Origin of the sequence: Promineifilum sp. (SeqCode) (assembly GCF_041918635.1) — a bacterium.
In the GTDB taxonomy this organism is placed as follows: Bacteria; Chloroflexota; Anaerolineae; order Promineifilales; family Promineifilaceae; genus Promineifilum.
On the sequence record NZ_JAYRVJ010000498.1, the window covers coordinates 1 to 3,449 of the forward strand.

3 protein-coding genes and 1 pseudogene are annotated in these 3,449 nt (G+C 66.4%); 1 reads left to right on the forward strand and 3 read right to left on the reverse strand.

Annotated elements, in window-relative coordinates; translation table 11 throughout:
* Positions 1-267 (reverse strand): annotated as a pseudogene (locus ACE3UY_RS15150) (hypothetical protein); the annotation flags it as partial.
* Between the two features lie 250 nt (positions 268-517).
* Positions 518-1,810: a glycosyltransferase gene (locus ACE3UY_RS15155; protein WP_374688338.1), complete on the reverse strand. Its 1,293-nt coding sequence runs from the start codon at positions 1,808-1,810 to the stop codon at positions 518-520.
* A gap of 128 nt (positions 1,811-1,938) precedes the next feature.
* On the opposite strand from ACE3UY_RS15155, the gene ACE3UY_RS15160 reads away from it, so the two are divergent.
* Positions 1,939-2,739, forward strand: coding sequence for an SDR family oxidoreductase (locus ACE3UY_RS15160; RefSeq protein WP_374688339.1), 801 nt, complete (start codon positions 1,939-1,941; stop codon positions 2,737-2,739).
* Positions 2,740-2,825: 86 nt separating this feature from the next.
* On the opposite strand, the gene ACE3UY_RS15165 is transcribed toward ACE3UY_RS15160, so the two are convergent.
* Positions 2,826-3,449 (reverse strand): YceI family protein (locus ACE3UY_RS15165; protein WP_374688340.1); only part of this gene is annotated, 624 nt, incomplete at its 5' end.

Sequence of the window (3,449 nt, forward strand, 5' to 3'; positions counted from 1 at the left end):
CACGGCCATCGCGCCCAACTGCGAGGCGACGACTTCACTCGGCCCGCTGTCGACTATCATCGTCAGGGGCTGCGCCGCCGCCATTTTGTCGCGGGTCCAGAAGCGAAGGGCCGCCGCCTGATCGGCGTCCGATACCGCCTTGCCCGTGACCGCGGACGGGGCGGCCTGCGGCGCCCCGGACTGGGCCTGAGCGCCCAGACTGAGGGCCAGCAAAAGCACCAGTACGGCCACAACCACCAACACCAAATTCGAACTGCGTTTCATCATCAACCTCCATTGGATTTCCATCTGTCGCCGGACACGCTCCGGCGCTGCTCGGCCCCCAACGGTCGTGACACTTCACGATCGCCCCGAGTGAGTCCAACGGAGGGGATTGTAATGGTAGTTGTAGGTAAAATCAGTTAAGCCGGATACTAATCCAGGGTCTTTCTGTAGACTATTGGAGTATTCAGGCCTAACAAACCGGCGAGGAGGGGCGAGATAAGAGCAAGCGGGTGGTGGGGCTCGACGGATAACGCTAACGCAAGCCGTCCATGAAGCCCGGCCGCTGGGCCAGATAGCGCTCGATCACGTCCGCCGCCGCGGCCGCGCCCCGCTCGGCCCGAATGCACTCGCCGATGGCCGTCGCCCGCGCGCGCATTGTCCGGTCGCTGACGGCGGCGCGAATGGCGTCGGCCAGGGCGTCGGCCGTGAGTTCCTCCTGCGGGATGGGCCGCGGCCCAACCCCCAGCGCGTGCACCCGGTCGGCCCAGAACGGCTGATCGCCGAAGAAGGGCACGATGACGTTGGGCACACCGGCGCGCAGACCCTCGTGCGTCGTCCCCACGCCGCCGTGGTGGACAATAGCGGCCATGCGCGGGAAGAGCCAGCCGTGGGGCGCGCTGTCCAGCCGCAGCACCGCCGGCGGCAGGTCGCCTTCGGCCAGACCCGCCCAGCCGGACAGGAGCACGGCCCGCTGCCCGCTCCGCGCCAGAGCGTCCAGCGTGAGCCGCGTCAACCGCTCCGGGTCGTTGCCGGTCATGCTGCCGAAGCCGACGTAGACGGGCGGCGGGCCGGCGGCCAGGAATTCGGCCAGCGGCGGCGGCGGCGCGTAGTCGTTTTCATCCAGGAACCAGAAGCCGTCTACGAACACCGCGTCGCTCCAATCCCTCGGCTTGGGCAGCACCGTCGGGCTGAAGCCGTGAACGCCAGGCACGCCCCCTTGAAATATGCGTGGGAAAGGGCCTAAGAGCGAGAATGGCCGCAGGCCCAGCATCTCGCGCCGGATGTCGTTGAGCAGGGGGCGCAGTTGGAGCCAGATCAGATAGCCGCCCATAGCGTGGGTGGCGTAGTTGTAAATGCCGCCCCCCTGACGCCGGGTCGGGTAGATGGCGCTGGGGAACTCGCGGGTGGGCGTGATGGGCTGGAGGTAGGTCTGGACGAAGGGCAGCCCCAGCTTCTCAGCCACGCTATAGGCGACGTAGAAGGCGACGGCGGAGAAGAGGATAATGTCCGTGCCGGCCACGGCGGCCAGGGTGTCGGCCGTCGCCTGGTGCAGCAGCGGGTCGATGAACTGGCGAAAGCCGCGCAGAAAATTACGGCCGTGGCGTCCTGTCTCCACCCACTCGCGCCCGTGCTGCTGCTGGAGCGCCGCCATCGGGTCGCCCTCGACCGGCGCGAACTCTAGCCCGTGGCCGCGAATCCAGTCGGCGTAGATAGAATGGGTGGCGAGGCGCGCCGTGTGGCCGCGGGCCTGTAGCTCCCGGCCAAGGGCAATGTAGGGTTGGATGTCGCCGCGCGAGCCGGCGGTGATGAGGGTAATATGGGCCATCGCGCTAGGGGAAATCTCCGTTCGCTTGTGCTAGAATCGCGGATTGAGCCGCGTCCGCGGGCCGGCGGCCCATGGCGATCTGGATACTATCAGCAGGCTTGGCCTTTGGTCAAGCCGGAGGAAGAGGGATGGACTTCAAGGACAATGTCGTGATCCTGACCGGCGCTTCGACCGGCATCGGCGAAGCGCTGGCTCACCAGCTGGCGCAGCAGGGGGCGTGGCTGGCGCTGGCGGCGCGCAACGCGGAGAAGCTGGAACAGGTCGCCGCCGAGTGCCGCGACCACGGCGGCCGGGCGCTGGTCGTCCCGACCGATGTGACCGATGAGTCGCAGTGCGAAATGCTCGTCGATCAGACCGTGGCCGCGTTCGGCCGGATCGACACGCTGATCAACAACGCCGGGCTGAGCATGTGGATGAAGCTGGAAGACGTGGAGGATTTGGCGTCGCTGGAGTATCTGATGCGCGTCAACTTCTTCGGCAGCATGTACTGCACGTACTACGCCCTGCCCCACCTGAAGCGCGCCAAGGGGCGCATCATCGCCATCGCCAGCGTCGCCGCCCGCACCGGCATCCCCACCCGCACCGGCTACGCCGCCAGCAAGCACGCCATGGTCGGCTTTTTCGAATCGTTGCGCATTGAGGTCGAGGACGACGGCGTCAGCGTGACCATCGCCTTCCCCGACTTCGTCGCCTCCGGCATGCACACTCGCTCTCTCGGCGCGGACGGCAAGCCGTTGGGCCACAACCCGTTGCAGGTTGACAAGATCATGACCAGCGAGGAGTGCGCCCGGCTGATACTGGACGGCGCGGCCCAACGCCGCCGGCAGGTGGTCATGTCCAACCGCTCGCGCTTCGGCCAGTGGCTCAAACTCATTGCGCCCGGCCAGGTGGACAAGATTGCTAAGAAAGCGATCGAGAAAGGGAAGTAGGGGCTAGGGGCTAGGTTTTAGGGAAGAGCGCTTTCACCCAACTCTAGCCCCTAATCCCATGCTCTTTCTTCCCTAGCCCCTAGAACCTAGCCCCTAGCTGTGAAGTCGATGTACAACTCCACCTCTTCCTCGACGTTGGCCACGTTGGGCACGCTGGGAATTTGCAGGTCGTAGTCGGTGCGGTTGACGACGGCTGTGGCCGTGCCGGTGAGCTGCGTCTCCGAGACGGCCGTGGCCTCGACGGTGAACGTCGCCGGCAACGTGATGTCGCGGATGGTCAGGTCACCGCTCATCGTGAAGGTGATCGCCTCGCCGATGGCCGCGCTGGCCGGCAGCCCCTCTAGCGCCGTGGGCGTGAAGGTGATGAACTCGAACTGGCCCGTGTCCAGAATCTCGTTCTGAATGGCCCGGTTGCGGAAGTTGTTGTCCGTCGCCAGGGTGCGAGCGTTGATCTGAATAACACCCACCTGCGTCTGCGACAGATCGGCCAGGTTGAGCGACAGCTCGCCGGCCACCTGATCGGTCGCGCCGACGACGGTCGTGCGCGTGCCGCGCAAGTCCTCATCCAGCTGGAAGCGAACCTGCGAGGCGGTCGAATCGATGCTGAAGACGCGGGCCTCGCCGGCCGGGGCAGCCGCTTCCTCGGTGGGAGCTACCTCCGTCGTCGCGGTCGCTTCCGGCGCGGCCGTCGGCTCCGTCTCGGCCGGGGC

Coding starts and splice junctions, on each gene's coding strand:
- ACE3UY_RS15155 (WP_374688338.1), bottom strand. CDS start 1,810: ATGGCCCATATTACCCTCATCACCGCCGGCTCGCGCGGCGACATCCAA.
- ACE3UY_RS15160 (WP_374688339.1), top strand. CDS start 1,939: ATGGACTTCAAGGACAATGTCGTGATCCTGACCGGCGCTTCGACCGGC.